This window comes from Pseudomonas sp. C8002 (assembly GCF_013385765.1).
Lineage (GTDB): Bacteria > Pseudomonadota > Gammaproteobacteria > Pseudomonadales > Pseudomonadaceae > Aquipseudomonas.
In genome coordinates this window covers 42084-57284 of the sequence record NZ_JACAPJ010000017.1, presented here as the reverse complement: position 1 = coordinate 57284, position 15201 = coordinate 42084, and the positions used below count along the sequence as shown (strand labels likewise).

The 15201-nt window shown below is 61.6% G+C and carries 11 protein-coding genes; 6 read left to right on the top strand and 5 right to left on the bottom strand.

Annotated features, from left to right (window positions below):
• Positions 1–605: 605 nt before the first annotated feature.
• The 3 genes from HX814_RS22840 to HX814_RS22830 all read right to left on the bottom strand — a co-directional run bounded on the left by HX814_RS22840 (position 606) and on the right by HX814_RS22830 (position 2913).
• On the bottom strand, positions 606–1505 hold the full coding sequence (locus HX814_RS22840) for a hydroxymethylglutaryl-CoA lyase (RefSeq protein WP_177009129.1): 900 nt from the start codon (positions 1503–1505) through the stop codon (positions 606–608).
• Positions 1506–1517: 12 nt separating this feature from the next.
• Positions 1518–1916, bottom strand: a complete 399-nt coding sequence (locus HX814_RS22835) for a MerR family DNA-binding transcriptional regulator (RefSeq protein ID WP_102369517.1) — start codon at positions 1914–1916, stop codon at positions 1518–1520.
• Between the two features lie 67 nt (positions 1917–1983).
• Complete coding sequence (locus tag HX814_RS22830) at positions 1984–2913, bottom strand: LysR family transcriptional regulator (RefSeq protein ID WP_003211805.1); 930 nt, start codon at positions 2911–2913, stop codon at positions 1984–1986.
• A gap of 150 nt (positions 2914–3063) precedes the next feature.
• Here HX814_RS22830 and HX814_RS22825 point away from each other — a divergent pair, with 150 nt between their 5' ends.
• Positions 3064–4293, top strand: coding sequence for an acyl-CoA dehydrogenase (locus HX814_RS22825; protein WP_177009130.1), 1230 nt, complete (start codon positions 3064–3066; stop codon positions 4291–4293).
• Between the two features lie 139 nt (positions 4294–4432).
• On the opposite strand, the gene HX814_RS22820 is transcribed toward HX814_RS22825, so the two are convergent.
• Complete coding sequence (locus HX814_RS22820; RefSeq protein ID WP_102605508.1) at positions 4433–5773, bottom strand: substrate-binding domain-containing protein; 1341 nt, start codon at positions 5771–5773, stop codon at positions 4433–4435.
• 201 nt (positions 5774–5974) lie between these two features.
• Positions 5975–6787: an exodeoxyribonuclease III gene (xthA, locus tag HX814_RS22815; RefSeq protein WP_177009131.1), complete on the bottom strand. Its 813-nt coding sequence runs from the start codon at positions 6785–6787 to the stop codon at positions 5975–5977.
• A 203-nt stretch (positions 6788–6990) separates the two neighbouring features.
• Here xthA and HX814_RS22810 point away from each other — a divergent pair, with 203 nt between their 5' ends.
• The 5 genes from HX814_RS22810 to HX814_RS22790 all read left to right on the top strand — a co-directional run bounded on the left by HX814_RS22810 (position 6991) and on the right by HX814_RS22790 (position 15195).
• Positions 6991–7641, top strand: a complete 651-nt coding sequence (locus HX814_RS22810) for an N-acetyltransferase (protein ID WP_003211798.1) — start codon at positions 6991–6993, stop codon at positions 7639–7641.
• 64 nt (positions 7642–7705) lie between these two features.
• Positions 7706–9433 carry an autotransporter assembly complex family protein gene (locus HX814_RS22805; RefSeq protein WP_177009132.1) on the top strand — a complete coding sequence of 576 codons (1728 nt, stop codon included), beginning with the start codon at positions 7706–7708 and terminating at the stop codon, positions 9431–9433.
• Positions 9433–13116, top strand: a complete 3684-nt coding sequence (locus HX814_RS22800; RefSeq protein WP_177009133.1) for a translocation/assembly module TamB domain-containing protein — start codon at positions 9433–9435, stop codon at positions 13114–13116. Before HX814_RS22805 ends, HX814_RS22800 begins: the two co-directional genes overlap by 1 nt.
• 145 nt (positions 13117–13261) lie before the next feature.
• Positions 13262–13735, top strand: a complete 474-nt coding sequence (locus HX814_RS22795) for a MarR family winged helix-turn-helix transcriptional regulator (protein WP_177009134.1) — start codon at positions 13262–13264, stop codon at positions 13733–13735.
• Positions 13732–15195 carry an efflux transporter outer membrane subunit gene (locus HX814_RS22790; RefSeq protein ID WP_177009135.1) on the top strand — a complete coding sequence of 488 codons (1464 nt, stop codon included), beginning with the start codon at positions 13732–13734 and terminating at the stop codon, positions 15193–15195. Before HX814_RS22795 ends, HX814_RS22790 begins: the two co-directional genes overlap by 4 nt.
• Positions 15196–15201: the final 6 nt, after the last annotated feature.

Sequence of the window (15201 nt, the reverse complement as noted above, 5' to 3'; positions counted from 1 at the left end):
GTAAGAGCGGAACCAATCTCAGCCATCACCCAAAAAACGGATATACACGCAAATCACCTTCCCCGAGAAAGCACAAAGGGGACCCGAAGGTCCCCTTTAATTTGTCGTTGCGTGCTCTTTTTTTATTATTGAGGGGCGGTCTATTGTTGTTTTTGGCAACCGTGGCCCTTTACCGCTGTTTTTGGCGACCCCCATCCGGGGTCAAGAGCAAACGTATTTTTTTGAGCGCTGATCTGCTTCTTCGCACGCGATCCAACCAGTGGGTAGCTACCTTGAGGTAGTTTTTTGTTCTTCTCTATCCGGTTGCGGGTTTCGGCAAGCCGTACCCTGCGAAGCACATCTTCTCCAAAAAAATCTGTTAGCTGCGTCTCTGCCGTGTTGTTTTTGTTATGTCAGAGTCGTTACGTCTTATTTTTATTAGGTTTGGTGCTTTTTATTCTTGTTATGCAATAGAGATAGCAGAAGCCGTGCCAACTTTATAAAGTCCTTTAAAATCAATGGCTTGATTTTTAGGCGAGAAATTTCCTTCAGGAAATGCGACAAAATATGTTCCCGTGTTACCCGATGTGTAGCCGCGAGGTAACACATCGTCACAAGCGCACTACTCAACCGGCGCTGCGAGCCTTCGCCACGCGCGAACCGGTGGGGCGGCCGAGTACCGTACAAATCTGCTGACCCGCCAGAATCAGCTTGTCCATGTCGATACCCGTCTCGATGCCCAAGCCATTGAGCAGGTACAACACATCTTCAGTGGCAACGTTACCGCTGGCCCCCTTGGCATAGGGGCACCCGCCGAGGCCCGCAATAGAGCTGTCGAACACCTGGATACCTTCCTCAAGGCTGGCGTAGATATTGGCGATGGCCTGGCCATAGGTGTCATGGAAGTGCCCGGCCAGCTTGTCCCGTGGCACCTGCGCGCCGACCACCTCGAACATCCGGCGTGTTGCGCCTGCAGTGCCGGTGCCAATCGTGTCGCCCAGGGACACCTCATAGCAGCCCATGGCGAACAGCTCGCGAGCGACTGCCGCGACCTGTTCCGGCGCGACCTGACCTTCATAAGGGCAACCCAACACACACGACACATAACCCCGCACACTCACACCATGCTGCCTGGCCGCGGCCATGATCGGCACGAAGCGTTCCAGGCTTTCGCTGACGGAGCAGTTGATATTGCGCTGGGAAAACGCCTCGGAAGCCGCCGCAAATACGGCCACTTCTTTCACGCCCGCCGCCAGTGCATCTTCAAAACCCCGCAGGTTTGGCGCCAGCGCGCCATAGGTCACGCCCGGCTTGCGCTGGATCTGCGCAAACACCTCGGCCGACCCGGCCATCTGCGGTACCCATTTGGGCGACACAAAACTGCCGACTTCGATGTAACCCAGGCCGGCGGCACTCAGGGCGTCCACCAATTGCACCTTGTCGGCGACGCTGATGGGTTGCGCTTCATTCTGCAGGCCGTCGCGGGGGCCCACTTCCACCAGGCGCACATGAGAGGGGAGGGACATGGCAGCTACCTTTTATGAATGGCCAACCTGGCCCTGAATGGTCTGTTCCAGCGCCTGGATGCAACGCTCTTCGGCGGTGTCCAGTTCGAGCTTCATCTGTTCGATGTCGAGCAACTGTTGTTCCAGCTGCTCGCGGCGCTCGGCGATTTTCGCCAGCATGCTGTGCAGCTGTTTCTGGTTGCCGCTGGTAGGGTCGTAGAGTTCGATCAGTTCCCGGCACTCGGCCAGGGAAAAACCGATGCGCTTGCCCCGCAGGATCAGCTTCAGGCTGACTTTGTCGCGGGGCGAATAAATGCGCTCCTGGCCCCGGCGTTCCGGGGACAGCAGGCCTTGTTCTTCATAGAAGCGAATGGCGCGGGTGGTGATGTCGAGCTCGCGGGCGAGGTCGGAGATGCTGTAGGTCGTGCTCATGAGGGCGCTCAAGGAGTGTCTTGAGCGTTAAGCTAATGGCTGGTTGACGTTAACGTCAAGCTCGCTCCTACAGTTTGTCCAGCTTCTTCTCATGGGCCGTCACCTGCTGGCACAACTCGATCATCTGCTCGCGCATCCAGCGGTTGGCCGGATCCTGGTCGGTGCTTTCATGCCAGTACAGATGGGTTTCCACCATCGGCACATCATTCACCGGCAGGTTGAACCAGTGCAGTTCATGGCGCCGTGCGAAGCGCTCCGGCACGGTCATTACCATGTCGGTTTGCTGCAGCACCTGCGAGGCCATCAGGTAGTGCTGGGAGCGCAGGGCGATCTTGCGTTGCAGGCCCATCTTGCCCAGCGCCAGGTCGACATGGCCCAGGCCGTTGCGCCGGCTGGAGATATGAATGTGGGTCAGCGACAGGTAGTCATCCAGCGTCAGTTTGTCCTTGCCCGCCATCGGATGGCCCTTGCGCATGGCGCACACGTAGCGGTCTTCCATGAGCTTGACGTGGCGCACTTGCGGGTCGGTGTTGAGCGGCGCATCCACGGCGAAGTCCAGGCGACCGGCCGCCAGTTCCTTGGTGGTTTCCCGGCGCTTTGACAGGAAGCTCTCGATTACCACCGTCGGTGCCAGGCGGCGCAGGCGCTGGAACAGCGGCGGCAGAATCACCGCTTCGGTGAGGTCGGTCATGCTGATGCGGTAGGTCTTGGCCGCCTGTTGCGGGTTGAAGATCCGGCTTTCCTGTACCGACACCCGCAGCAGCGACAGCGCGTTACGCACCGGGCCAATGATGTTCTGGGCCATGGGCGTGGGCACCATGCCTTGGGCTGTGCGCACGAACAGCGGATCGTTGAAGGTCTCCCGCAGGCGGGCCAGAGCGTTCGACACCGCAGGTTGAGTAATCCCGACAATCTGCCCGGCGCGGGTCAGGTTGGCTTCGGTGTAGATCGCGTCAAAGACGATGAAGAGGTTGAGGTCGACCTTGCTCAGATTCATTTCGCTGCGCTCTTATTGTTAGGTGTCCATACGCCGATCATATATCGGTGATGAATGTTAATACACGCCGAGAATAGGCTAGGTAAATTATCAACGCTGTTCTAGCATCGATTCATGACCTCAACAACCTCCATTGAGAAGGTGCTGCCCATGGATTTCGCCTATTCGCCCAAGGTTCAGGAACTGCGTGAACGCGTCACCGCGTTCATGGACGCCTACGTTTACCCGGCCGAGCCTGTATTCGAACGCCAGGTTGCCGAAGGTGACCGCTGGCAGCCCACCGCGATCATGGAAGAGTTGAAAGCCAAGGCTAAAGCCGAAGGCCTGTGGAACCTGTTCCTGCCGGAATCCGAATTGGGCGCCGGCCTCACCAACCTGGAATACGCACCCCTGGCCGAAATCATGGGCCGCTCCTTGCTGGGGCCAGAGCCGTTCAACTGCTCGGCACCGGATACCGGCAACATGGAGGTGCTGGTGCGCTACGCCAACGAAGAGCAAAAACAGCGCTGGCTCGAACCGCTGCTGCGCGGCGAAATCCGCTCGGCATTTGCCATGACCGAGCCGGACGTGGCTTCCTCCGATGCCACCAACATGGCCGCCCGTGCAGAGCGCGACGGCGACGAGTGGGTGATCAACGGTAAAAAATGGTGGACCTCCGGCGCCTGTGACCCGCGCTGCAAGATCCTGATCTTCATGGGCCTGAGCAACCCGGATGCGCCGCGTCACCAGCAGCACTCGATGATCCTGGTACCAGTGGATGCGCCCGGTGTGAAGATCGTGCGCCCGCTGCCGGTGTTCGGCTACGACGACGCACCCCATGGCCACGCCGAAGTGCTGTTTGAAAACGTCCGCGTGCCGTACGAAAACGTCCTGCTGGGCGAAGGCCGGGGCTTTGAAATTGCCCAGGGGCGCCTTGGTCCGGGCCGTATTCACCACTGCATGCGTTCCATCGGCATGGCCGAGCGCGCGCTGGAACTGATGTGCAAGCGTTCCGTCAGCCGTACCGCCTTCGGCAAGCCGCTGGCCCGCCTGGGTGGCAATATCGACAAGATCGCCGACTCGCGGATGGAAATCGACATGGCGCGCCTGCTGACCCTGAAAGCTGCCTACATGATGGACACCGTGGGCAACAAGGTCGCGAAAAGCGAAATCGCCCAGATCAAGGTGGTGGCGCCGAACGTGGCGTTGAGGGTGATCGATCGCGCCATCCAGATCCACGGTGGCGCCGGCGTATCCAATGACTTCCCGCTGGCCTACATGTACGCCATGCAGCGCACCCTGCGCCTGGCCGATGGCCCGGACGAAGTGCACCGCGCAGCAATCGGCAAGTTCGAGATCGGCAAGTATGTGCCGCGGGAAATGATGCGCAGCGGGCAGTAAAACCGAGGTGTCTTCATCGCAGGCAAGCCAGCTCCCACAGGGGAATGCAGCCAACTGTGGGAGCCGGGCTTGCCGCGATGAGGCCAGTTGATCGTTCCCACGCTCTGCGTGGGAATGCTGCCCCGGACGCTCCGCGTCCTCAATACACCCAGACCTCCACCCGCCGGTTCTTGATCCGTCCCTCATCTGCTGTATTTGCCGCCACCGGCATCTCGGCACCGAACCCCTGAATGTCCCTCAGCACCACGCCGCTTTTAACCAGTTCCCGGCGCACCGCCATCGCCCGCAACTTCGACAATAGCGCCGCCCGCTGCGCATCACTCTTGGCATCCCCAAACCCCACCAGCGTCACCTGCTTGTCCAGCTTGCCGTGGCTCTTTATATAAGCCACTACCCGCATCAGGTCCTGGCGCGCCTTGTTGTCGAGGCTGGCACTGCCTTCCTCAAACCGGAAATTCACCGTCAGGCGCTGCGCTTGTCGGGCAATCGCCTGGTAATCCCCGGGCATCGGCGCCCGTGGTTCCACCGCCATGGCCTGCACCTGCTGTGCGATAAAACCGTTGGCGGCGACGATCGCCTGGCCCTTGCTGCTTTGTGCAAAGTCCACCAGGGCCTTGGCCCAGGGGTTTTGTGCAACAGGTGGCAGGTAGAAGAACAACCGGCGTGACAGTGGGTAGTCCTCGGTGGCGATCAAACTGTTCAGCGGCAGCATCGGCTGCGAGTCGCCATCGACGATGGCCACCGCCTTGGCCTGGCGCACATAGGGCAATCCGATAAAACCGATGCCCTGGGGGTCATGGCTGACAGCATCCGACAACTGCTCGCTGGATTCGAAGCGCTTGGCGCTGCCATCCAACGACTTGCCGCGCCGGCTGAGCACCAGTTCCTTGAAGGTGTCATAGGTGCCGGATTGATCATCCCGCGCGTACAGGTGAATCTGGCCACCGATGCCGCCCAGTTGTTCCCAGGTCGAGACTTCGCCGCTGAAGATCTGCGCCAGTTGCGCGGTGTTCAGCGTCCCCAACGGGTTGCGTGGGTTGAGGATGATCGCCAGCCCGTCAATGGCGATGACCTGTTCGGCGTCGGGGCTTTTCAGGTCGCCGAGGGCTTCGAGGTCCACCAGTTCGCTGTCCTTGATCGGCCGGGAAGACGCCGCGAGGTCGGCGTTGGCGTTTTTCAGGGCTGCGAACCCGGTGCTGGAACCATGGGCCGCCACTTCCACCGTCACCTTCTGGCCCTGGCGAGTCTTGCCGACGATGTGCTGTTCGTTGGCCTGGTCAGATGGCTCGCTGTGCACCGCTTGCAACCCCTGTTGCTCCATCAGCCCCTTGACCAGCGCCGGGCCAAGTGCCGCGCCGATGGTATTGGAACCCTGGATGCGCAAGGCCGGGCCATGTTCGGGGAAGGGCAGTGGGGTGGAAAAAGCGGCGAGGGGAAATGCGCTGAGCAGGGCCAGCAGGGATAGAACGCGCAGCATCATGCCGGCACCTTCTCAAGCCAAAGGGAGTGCCGCGAGATTAAGTCAGAGAGGTTTCAGCAATATGACCGGCATCACGCCGTCAAAAAGTGTGGGAGGGGGCTTGCTCGCGAATACGGTGTGTCAGTCGACGTATCCGGTGACTGACACTCCGTATTCGCGAGCAAGCCCCCTCCCACATTTAACGGCGCTGCTGTTAAGAAATCAGCTCAATTCCAGCCATATCGGTGCATGATCGGAGGGTTTTTCCATGCCGCGCAGGTCGTAGTCCACACCGGCATCCTTCACCCGGGGCAACAAGCCTTGGGAAGCCAGGATCACGTCGATTCGCAGCCCGCGCTTTGGCTCGTCTTCAAAACCACGGCTGCGGTAATCGAACCAGCTGAAGCGGTCTGCCACATCCGGGTTGAGGTGGCGGAAGCTGTCCACCAGGCCCCAGTTCTTCAGGCGGGCCATCCACTCGCGTTCTTCCGGCAGGAAGCTGCACTTGCCGGTCTTCAGCCAGCGCTTGGCGTTGTCGGCACCGATGCCGATGTCGCAGTCTTCCGGGGAAATATTCACATCCCCCATCACCACCACGGCCTGGTCATTGCTGAACCGCGACTCCAGGAGGGTTTGCAGGTCCTCGTAGAAGCGCTGCTTGGCCGGGAACTTGGTGGGGTGGTCGCGGCTTTCGCCCTGTGGGAAATAACCGTTCATGATGGTAATCGGGTTGCCGTTGGCGTCGGCGAAGGTGCCCCAGATAAACCGGCGCTGGGCGTCTTCTTCGTCACTGGCAAAGCCTTTGTGCAGCGCCAGCGGTTCCTGGCGCGAGAGCAGGGCAACACCGTAGTGGCCTTTCTGCCCGTGGTAATACACGTGATAGCCGAGGGCCTTGATCTCATCCAGCGGGAACTGGTCGTCGTGGACCTTGGTTTCCTGCAGGCCGATCACGTCCGGCTGGTGTTTCTCGATCAGTGCCGCCAGCTGATGAGGGCGGGCGCGCAGCCCGTTGATATTGAAAGACACGATTTTCATGGTCGGCGGTCCAGTCTGGCAAAAGGGCGATGCTAGCCGACAATGTAGGACGGGAGCCAGCCTTGTAGCAGCTGCCGAGGCACAAGGCTGCGTTGGGCTACGAAGCGGCGTCCGGTGGCTACACTGAACGAAACAGTGCCGCAGACGTTCGTAATAACAAGAGCGCGACCTTTTGAGTCAGCGCCCAGGGGAGATTCACTGTTATGCCTGACACCTCGACTGCCATCGCCCAGATCCACATGCTCGACAGCGGCTATTCCCGCGAAGCCCGTTCGCTGTTGTACCAGGCCTATCGCCATGAGCCGACGTTCGCCTACATCTTCGAAGCCGAACGTCCCGGTTACGAACAGCGGGTGCGCGCCACGGTACGTGAACTGGTCAAGCAGCACTTCTTCCAGAAACTCCCGGCGATTGGCCTGTTGGTCAACGACCGGCTGATCGGCATCGCCCTGATCGCGCCACCGACCCGCCGCCTGGGCATCACCGAAAGCTGGGCCTGGCAGTTGCGCATGTGGCTGAGTACCGGTGTGCGCGGTACCCGGCGTTATCTGGAATACCATCAGGCAGTGCTGGCGTGCCTGCCCTCGGATTCGGTGCATGTGCTGCCGTTGCTGGGGATTCACCCGCAATTCCAGGGCAAGCACTACGGTGAGCAACTGCTGGAAGCGGTGCACAACTGGTGCGCCGAAGACCCGCATTCCTCGGGCGTGGTGCTGGACACGGGGAATTCTCGCTATCTGGAATTCTATAAGCGCCAGGGCTATGAAGAGATCGGCGAGGTCGCTGTAGGACCGGTACTGGAACACGTGTTCTTTCACGCAAATCCGCAGGTGTTACAGGCTGCAACGGTTTAAGACAGAATTATTCAGACAAATCCGGGTTCTAACTCGCTCCCAAGCTCGTGTAGCATCCCGGCCTATGAAGTTTCCAGGAAGATTTACCAGCGGCTTGATTCTGCTGTTCACGAGCTGCGGCGCCTTGGCGCAAAGCGAATTGGATGTGCGCATCAAGCCTTCAAACGACGCGTTGAAAGCCAACATCGAAGGCTATATCGGCGGGGTCGGCGATCGTGACGAAGAAGCCCTGCTGCGGTTCAGCCGTGGCGCCGAGGAGCAGGCCCGCAAGGCTGCCCAGGCGTTGGGCTACTATCAACCGCAGATTGCCAGCGATGTGAAGGGCGGCAAGAACCCGCGCCTGATCCTCACCATCGACCCCGGCGAACCGGTGCATTTGCGCAATGTGACGATTCGGGTCGATGGCCAGGCCGCCGACCTCAAAGCCTTTCGCGTGCCCGCCAGCGACCAACTCAAATCCGGCGCCGTGCTCAACCACGGCAACTACGAAGACGCCAAGCGCGTCATCCAGAACCAGGCGTCACGCTACGGCTTTTTCAGCGGGCGCTTTACCAGTCAGAAACTCTCGGTCGACCCCAAGGCGGGCGTGGCCGATATCGAACTCATTTATGACAGCGGCCCACGCTACGCCTTGGGCAAGGTCAGCTTTGCCGGCGACACGCCGTTTGATGAAGACTTGCTGCAACGCATGGTGCCGTTCAAGAGCGGCGCGCCTTACGACTCCGAACTGATCGCCGAACTCAACCAGAACCTGCAATCCAGCGGCTTTTTCGAGGGCGTGCGGGTGGACGCTGCCCCGGCCGCTTCGACCAATGACGTGATCCCGGTGGCCGTGCAACTTGAAACCCGCAAGCCGCGCACCATGGGTCTGGGCCTCGGTTACTCGACCGATGTCGGCCCGCGGGGCAAGGCCAACTGGACGCGCCACTGGGTCAACCCCCAGGGCCACAGTTATGGCTGGGAAGCCGAGCTTTCCGCGCCTCGGCAGAACGTCGGGTTGTGGTACGACATTCCCATGGACCCGCCACTGACCGACAAATTGCGCTTTGCCGGCGGCTACCAGAATGAAGAAATCGCCAACACCGACACCCTGAGTAAACTGCTCACCCTCGGCCCCGAGTGGCACAGCAAGTTGCCCAGCGGCTGGACGCGGGTGATCTCGCTTAAATGGCAGCGTGAAGAATATCGCCTGGGCAACGACTCGGGCCTGAGTACGCTGCTGATGCCCGGCATCAGTTATTCCTACCTGCGCAGCGACAACCGCATCGACCCGCACAACGGCTATCGCCTGCTGTTCGACGCCAAGGTCGCCAAGGAAGGCTTGGGTTCCGACACCAATCTGCTTTACGGCACGGCGACCATCAAGGGCCTGACCACCCTGTGGGATAACCATCGTTTCCTGGCCCGGGCGCAGTTTGGCGGCAGTGCCACCAACGGCTACAAATCCGTGCCACCGTCGTTACGCTTTTTTGCCGGTGGCGACCAGAGCGTGCGGGGTTACGAGTACCAGACCCTGTCCCCGGAAAATGATCGCGGCGACCGCATCGGCGGCCGCTACATGGTGGCCCTGAGCGCCGAGTATCAATATTCCATCGCCGAAAAATGGCGGATCGCGACCTTTATCGACCAAGGCAACTCGTTCAACACCCTGGAAATGCCGAACCTGAAAACCGGTGTGGGTGTTGGCGTGCGCTGGGTGTCGCCGGTCGGCCCGATCCGCCTCGACCTGGCCCATGCCCTCGAAGATCCGGGCGGCATTCGTTTGCACTTTTCCATGGGGCCTGAGCTGTGATGCGTGGTTTGAAAATAGCGGGGCTGGCCGTGCTGGCGGTCCTCGCAGCGATAGTGCTGGCACTGTGGACGGTGCTGGGTACCCAAGCCGGCAGCCGGTGGGTGCTGGGCCAGGTGCCGGGTTTGACCGTGGAGAATTTCCAGGGTCGCCTGGGCGGGCAGTGGAGTGCCGACCATCTGTTATGGCAGCAGGACAGCAGCCGCGTGGAGCTTCAGTCGCCAAAGTTCGACTGGTCGCCGGCCTGTTTGATGCGCATGACCTTGTGCATCAACCAACTGGATGTGGAGCAGGTGAGCCTGCAATTTCCACCCGGCACCGAAGAAAGCAGCGGCCCGATTACCCTGCCGGATCTGAAACTGCCGGTCGCCCTTCAGTTGGGTGACATCCGCGTTGGCAGCCTGCTGTTCAATGGCAGCGAAGAGCTCCAGGGCCTGCAGCTGGCGGCGCACTGGACTGCCGCCGGGATGCAGATCGATTCGGTGCACCTGCAACGGGACGGTTTGGTCCTTGACCTGTCCGGCCTGCTGCAACCCACCGGCAATTGGCCGCTGGCCGCCAGCGGCAACCTGAGCCTGCCTTACGCGCCGGGCGGTGCGCCCTGGACGCTGGCGCTCAAGGTCGATGGCGATTTGCTCAAGACCCTCAAGCTCGACGCCGACAGCAGCGGCTACCTGCCGGCCAAGCTCAGCGGCGAATTGCAACCGCTGGTGGAAAACCTGCCGGCGCAGTTGCACATCACCGCCGACGGCTTCAAACCCAGCGCCGATTTGCCCGATACCCTGCAACTCAATCAGCTGGACCTGACCGCCAAGGGCGACCTGAGCAACGGTTACCAGTTGCTGGGCAAAGCCGTACTGCCCGCGGAAAAAGGCCCGGTGGACCTGCTGCTGCAAGGCAAGGTCGACGCCAAGGGCGCGCAGATCGCCGGGCTGGATTTGAATGCCGGTGACAAACAAAGCCTCAAGCTCAGTGCCAATCTGGACTGGCAGCAAGGCTTCAGCGCCGACGCGAAAATCGACTGGCTGGATTTCCCGTGGCATCGCCTGTACCCCGTGATCGACGAACCCCAGGTGGCCTTGCGTACCTTCAATGGTGAAGTTTCCTACAAGGACGGCAACTATCTGGGCAACTTCAAGGCCGACCTCGACGGCCCTGCGGGCAAGTTCAGCCTGGCCAGCCCGTTCAGTGGCGACCTCAAGCAAGTGTTCCTCCCCGAGTTGAAACTCGCGGCTGGTCAGGGCAAGGCCGAAGGCCACCTGAACCTGCAATTTGCCGATGGTATCGCCTGGGACACGGCGCTGGACTTGTCGGCGATCAACCCGGCGTATTGGGTCGCGGAGTTGCCCGGCACCCTCGCGGGCCCGTTGCGCAGCAAGGGCGAAATGAAGAACGAGCAACTCAAGCTCAATGCCGACCTCGACCTCAAGGGCCGTCTGCGTGGCCAACCTGCCGTGCTCCAGGCCAAGGCCGAAGGCGCAGGCGAGCAATGGACCCTCGGCACCCTGGACATTCGCCTCGGCGACAACCGCATCTATGGCAGCGGCAGCCTGCAACAGCGCCTTGCCGGGCAGATCGACATCAAGCTGACGCGCCTCGCCCAGCTCTGGCCGCAACTGCGCGGGCAGATGAATGGTCGCCTCGACGTCGCCGGCACCCTGAAAGCGCCGCAAGGCAAGCTCAACCTGGTTGGCCAGCAACTGGCGTTTGAAGATAACCGCCTGCAAAACCTGACCCTGGACGCGAACCTGGATAATGCCCAGCGCGCCAAAGTCGACCTGAAAGGCAGTGGCATCCAGGCCGGTGAAACCCAGCTCGGCACCTTCAGTGCCAGCGCCCAGGGCGATATCAAAAGCCAGAAAGTCCAGCTCGACCTGGCCGGCCCGTTGCTCAAGCTGGCCCTGGCCCTGGACGGCAACCTCGACAAAGGCAACTGGCGCGGGCGCCTGGCCAGCGGCGATGTGCAAGCCGGTGGCCAGGACTGGAAGCTGCAAGCGCCGGCGAAGATCGAGCGCCTGGCCGATGGCAAGCTGACCTTTGCGGCGCACTGCTGGGTCTCCGGCCCGGCGAGCCTGTGCGGCGAAGACCAGCGCCTGATGCCCGAGCCGAAGCTGCGTTACCACCTCAAGCAGTTCCCGATCGATAGCCTGGCGCAGTGGTTGCCCAAGGATTTCGCCTGGCAGGGCAAGCTCAATGCCGACGTGCAGCTCGACCTGCCGGCCAGCGGCCCCAAAGGCGTGGTCTCGGTGGACGCCAGCGGCGGTACCCTGCGGGTCAAGGACAAGGACCAGTGGCTGGATTTCCCCTACGACACGCTGAAGCTGGAAACCACCCTCAACCCCACGCGCATCGACACCCAGCTCAATTTCCGTGGCGGCAAGCTCGGCGAGTTGCTGTTGCAGGCGCAGCTCAATCCGCTGGCGAAGAACAAGCCGATCACCGGCAACTTCACCCTGACCGGCCTCGACCTCGCGGTGGCCCGCCCCTTTGTACCCATGGTCGAGAAGCTCAACGGCAAGCTCAACGGTAACGGGCGAATCGGCGGCAGCCTGCTGGCGCCTCAGGTCAACGGCAGCATCAACCTGGTGGGGGGGGAAATCTCCGGCCCGGAACTGCCCACCAGCATTGAAGGCCTGAATATCCAGGCGTTGATTGCCGGCGAAAGCGTGCAGCTCAATGGCGGCTGGCGCAGCGGCAAGGCCGGGCAGGGCACTATCAAGGGGCAGATCGACTGGGGCCAGGCCCTGGCGGTGGATATCGCGCTGCAAGGCACGCAACTGCCGGTCACCGTGGAACCGTACGCGGCCCTGGAGGTGGCGCCCGACCTGAAGATCAGCATGAAGAACGACAAGCTGGCGATCTCCGGCAAGGTGCAGATTCCCAAGGGCGAGATCACCGTGCGGGAATTGCCGCCATCGACGGTCAAGGTCTCGGATGACACGGTGATCGTCGGCAGCCAGACCGAAGAGGGCAAGCCGCCGATGGCCATGGCGATGGACATCGATGTGGAGGTAGGCAAGGACAAGCTGAGCTTCGCCGGGTTTGGCCTCACCGCCAACCTGCAAGGCCATGTGCACATCGGCGACAACATGGACACCCGTGGCGAACTGTGGCTCAACGACGGCCGCTACCGGGCCTACGGCCAGCGCCTGACTGTGCGCCGCGCGCGATTGTTGTTTGCCGGGCCGATTGACCAGCCGTTCCTGGATATCGAAGCGGTGCGGATCACCACCGAGCCGTCCCGGACCGTCACCGCCGGTATTCGTCTGAGCGGCAGTGCCGAGCAGCCGACTACGCAAATTTTCTCGGAGCCGGCCATGGCCCAAGAGGATGCATTGTCGTACCTGGTGTTGGGGCGTTCGCGCACCACCAACGGTGAGGACAACAACATGCTGGCCGAAGCGGCGCTGGGTCTTGGGTTGATGGGCAGTGCCGGGGTCACGTCGGACATCGCCAAGAACCTGGGCATCCAGGACTTTGAACTGGACACCCAGGGCAGTGGCAACAACACCGCCGTGGTGGCCAGCGGCAAGATCTCCGAGAAGCTCAGCCTGCGTTATGGCGTGGGGGTGTTCGAGCCGGCCAACACCATCGCCTTGCGCTATTTGCTGAGCAAGAAGGTGTACCTGGAAGTGGCCAGCGGTGTGGCCAGCTCCCTGGATATTTTCTACAAGCGCGATTTCTGATCCGTCCACGGTAATGGTGGGAGCCTGGCTCCCACCATTTATCCGCTAATTAGCAAGCAACCTAACTATTCGTTTGACATTCGCTGCCTAGGCAGTAACATCGTGTCACACATTCACTGCTTAGGCAGTTAATAGGCTGGTCACGATGAAGCACTTCACCCCCGAAAACTTCCACAACTGCCACCTCGGCCTGCTGCTGGGCCGGGCTGCGCTGCTCAAAGACAAGATCATCGACACCCACATGGAACCCCACGGCATCACGGCCGCGCAGTTCAAGGTGTTGATCATCATGGCCCAGTACGGCGTCGACACCCCGGCCGAGCTGTGCCGCAACCTGTCGTTGGACAGCGGCTCCATGACCCGCATGCTCGACCGCCTGGAACAAAAGGACCTGCTGGCGCGCAAGCGTTCCGAGCAGGACCGGCGCCAGGTGCAGTTGGTGCTGACCGCCGAAGGCCAGCGCGTGGCCGACATGCTGCCGCACATCGGTGCCCAGGCCTTGAACCAGTTGGCGGGCGCGCTGGAGCCGGGTGAATTGCAAGCCCTGGAAAAAATCCTGAAGAAAATTCTGATAGCTGCGGGTGACCCCATCACCATCCAGCGGGTAGGTAGTGCATGAACAATCGCTCCTTGCGTGCCGGCCTCAGCCTTGTGCTGGTGGCCATGACTATGGCCGGTTGTGCCAATTTCAGCGGCTTGGACACAGAAGGCAAACGCCTCGAAGCCAATAACCTGCAAACCGGCAAATCCCTCAGCGGCGTGACCCTGTCCACCGCTGCCTGGCCCACCGCCGACTGGTGGAAAGGCCTTGGCGATCCACAGCTCGACGGCCTGATCCAGGAAGCCCTGCAGAACAGCCCCGACATGCAAGTGGCCAGCGCCCGCGCTCACCAGGCCGAAGCCGCTGCCTATGCCGCCGACGCCGAGCGCATGCCGACCCTGGATGCCAGCGCCGGTGTCAGCCGTTCGCGCCTGGCCAAGGACCAGGACCCGTTGGGCCAGGGCGATGCCTACGCCACCGTGCGCAACATCGGTGCCAGTTTCAATTACAACTTCGACCTGTGGGGCGGCCAGCGCGCCGCCTGGGAAGCCGCGCTGGGCCAGGCCCGCGCCGCCGAAGTCGACCAACAGGCCGCGCGCCTGACCCTGGCGGCCAACGTCGCCAAGGCCTACAGCGACCTGGGCCAGGCCCATATCGTACGTGACCTGGCCAATGATGACCTCAAGCGCACCCGGCAGATGCTCGACCTGGGCCAGCGTCGCCTGAACTCCGGGATCGACAGCCAGTACCAGTACCAGCAAACCGAAAGCCTGGAAGCCAGCTCCCAGTCGCAACTGATCGATGCGGAAAAACAACTGCAGAGCGCGAAGATCGCCCTCGCGGTGTTGCTCGGCAAAGGCCCGGACCGTGGCAGCGAACTGGTACGCCCCAACGTGCTCAAGCCGAGCGCGGTTGCGGTGCCTTCGGTGTTGCCTGCCGAGCTGGTGGGCCGTCGCCCGGACCTGATCGCCGCACGCTGGCGGGTGGAGGCGGCGAGCAAGAACATCGCGGCCAGCAAGACCCGTTTCTACCCCAACCTCAACCTGAGCGCGAGCGCCGGGGCAGAGTCGTTGCTGGGGGATGCGATGTTTGGTTCGGCCAGCCGCTTCTTCAGCATAGCGCCGACCATCTCGCTGCCGATCTTCGACGGCGGCCGCCTGCGCGCCGACCTCGACGCTCGCGACGCCGACTACGACCTGGCCGTGGCCCAGTACAACAAAACCCTGGTGCAAGCCTTGGGCGATATCGGCAACACACTCTCGCAATTGCGCGAGACCGGCCGCCAGATCCAGGCCCAGCAACACGCCGCTGACATTGCCCAGCAGTCCTACGACACCGGCGTCCAGCGTTACAGCTCAGGTATCGGCAATTACCTGGACGTGCTCAGCATCGAACAGCAACTGCTCCAGGCCCAGCGTCAGTTGGCCACCCTGAATGCCGAGCAAATCGATCTTTCGATTCAACTGATGCAGGCCCTGGGCGGCGGTTTCCACGCCGATAACGTGGCCTCGACCACCCCAGCCACGCGCACTGAATAATTCAAG

Bases quoted from the DNA above. Each gene is read 5' to 3' on its own strand.
- HX814_RS22840 (WP_177009129.1), bottom strand. From the start codon at position 1,505: ATGTCCCTCCCCTCTCATGTGCGCCTGGTGGAAGTGGGCCCCCGCGAC.
- HX814_RS22835 (WP_102369517.1), bottom strand. From the start codon at position 1,916: ATGAGCACGACCTACAGCATCTCCGACCTCGCCCGCGAGCTCGACATC.
- HX814_RS22830 (WP_003211805.1), bottom strand. From the start codon at position 2,913: ATGAATCTGAGCAAGGTCGACCTCAACCTCTTCATCGTCTTTGACGCG.
- HX814_RS22825 (WP_177009130.1), top strand. From the start codon at position 3,064: ATGGATTTCGCCTATTCGCCCAAGGTTCAGGAACTGCGTGAACGCGTC.
- HX814_RS22820 (WP_102605508.1), bottom strand. From the start codon at position 5,773: ATGATGCTGCGCGTTCTATCCCTGCTGGCCCTGCTCAGCGCATTTCCC.
- xthA (WP_177009131.1), bottom strand. From the start codon at position 6,787: ATGAAAATCGTGTCTTTCAATATCAACGGGCTGCGCGCCCGCCCTCAT.
- HX814_RS22810 (WP_003211798.1), top strand. From the start codon at position 6,991: ATGCCTGACACCTCGACTGCCATCGCCCAGATCCACATGCTCGACAGC.
- HX814_RS22805 (WP_177009132.1), top strand. From the start codon at position 7,706: ATGAAGTTTCCAGGAAGATTTACCAGCGGCTTGATTCTGCTGTTCACG.
- HX814_RS22800 (WP_177009133.1), top strand. From the start codon at position 9,433: ATGCGTGGTTTGAAAATAGCGGGGCTGGCCGTGCTGGCGGTCCTCGCA.
- HX814_RS22795 (WP_177009134.1), top strand. From the start codon at position 13,262: ATGAAGCACTTCACCCCCGAAAACTTCCACAACTGCCACCTCGGCCTG.
- HX814_RS22790 (WP_177009135.1), top strand. From the start codon at position 13,732: ATGAACAATCGCTCCTTGCGTGCCGGCCTCAGCCTTGTGCTGGTGGCC.